The sequence below is a fragment of the Shewanella sp. S1-49-MNA-CIBAN-0167 genome (assembly GCF_040310145.1).
In the GTDB taxonomy this organism is placed as follows: Bacteria; Pseudomonadota; Gammaproteobacteria; order Enterobacterales; family Shewanellaceae; genus Shewanella; species Shewanella psychromarinicola.
The window spans coordinates 1-1,678 of the sequence record NZ_JBEOPO010000092.1 but is presented as its reverse complement, the minus strand read 5'-3'; the positions used below and the strand labels follow the sequence as shown (position 1 = coordinate 1,678).

The following is a 1,678-nucleotide window of genomic DNA, read 5'->3' as shown; positions in this document are numbered from 1 at the left end:
ACCCCGACCAACGATGCGCCGACCATTGATGTGGTCGCCAATGACTTTACTGAAAACAGCGCCGTCGATGGCGATGTCGCCGCAACCTACACCACCTTTGATGAAGACGGCGATACACTGACGGTGGACTTTACTGCCGGCAGCAATGACGACGGTTACTATGCGTTAGTCAACGGCGAAGTGGTCTTGACCCAAGCCGGTGCTGATCTCGTCAACAACGGCGGCACCTTACCGCCAGTGGATTTAACCGTCTCTGATGGCAACTTAACCGGCCAAGACAGTGACACCCCGGCGATCACCCCGACCAACGATGCGCCGACCATTGATGTGGTCGCCAATGACTTTACTGAAAACAGCGCCGTCGATGGCGATGTCGCCGCAACCTACACCACCTTTGATGAAGACGGCGATGTACTGACGGTGGACTTTACCCCAGGCACCAATGACGACGGTTACTATGCACTCGTTAATGGCGAAGTGGTGTTGACCCAAGCTGGTGCTGAGTTAGTCAACAACGGTGGCACCTTACCGCCGGTGGATTTAACCGTCTCCGATGGCAGCCTCACCGGCCAAGACAGTGACACCCCAGGTGTTGCCGGTCAGAATGACGCGCCGACCATTGACGTGGTTGCCAATGACTTTACTGAAAACAGCGCCGCGGATGGCGATGTCGCCGCGACCTACACCACCTTTGATGAAGACGGTGATGCACTGAGCGTCGACTTCACTGCTGGCACCAATGCCGACGGTTACTATGCGTTGGTCAACGGCGAAGTGGTCTTGACCCAAGCTGGCGCGGACTTAGTCAACAACGGCGGCACCTTGCCGCCGGTGGATTTAACCGTCTCCGATGGCAGCTTAACTGGCCAAGACAGTGACACCCCGGCGATCACGCCAACCAACGACGCGCCGACCATTGACGTGGTTGCCAATGACTTTACTGAAAACAGCGCCGCGGATGGCGATGTCGCCGCGACGTACACTACTTTTGATGAAGACGGTGATGCACTGAGCGTCGACTTCACTGCTGGCACCAATGCCGACGGTTACTATGCGTTGGTCAACGGCGAAGTAGTGTTGACCCAAGCGGGCGCGGACTTAGTCAACAGCGGCGGCACCTTACCGCCGGTGGATTTAACCGTGTCCGATGGCAGCTTAACCGGCCAAGACAGTGACACCCCGGCGATCACGCCAACCAACGACGCGCCGACCATTGACGTGGTTGCCAATGACTTTACTGAAAACAGCGCCGTCGATGGCGATGTGGCCGCGACCTACACCACCTTTGATGAAGACGGCGATGCACTGACGGTGGACTTTACCCCAGGCACCAATGACGACGGTTACTATGCACTCGTTAATGGCGAAGTGGTGTTGACCCAAGCGGGTGCTGAGTTAGTCAACAACGGCGGCACCTTGCCGCCGGTGGATTTAACTGTCTCCGATGGCAGCCTCACCGGCCAAGACAGTGACACCCCGGCGATCACTGCCACCAACGACGCACCGACCATTGACGTGGTCGCCAATGACTTTACTGAAAACAGCGCCGTCGATGGCGATGTGGCCGCGACCTACACCACCTTTGATGAAGACGGTGATGTACTGACGGTGGACTTTACCCCAGGCACCAATGACGACGGTTACTATGCACTCGTTAATGGCGAAGTGGTGTTGACCC

1 protein-coding gene is annotated in these 1,678 nt (G+C 57.1%); it reads left to right on the top strand.

The annotated features are described in order from the left end of the window. On the top strand, positions 1 to 1,678 hold a 1,678-nt coding region (locus tag AAEZ00_RS20500), incomplete at both ends, for a hypothetical protein (protein ID WP_351089709.1).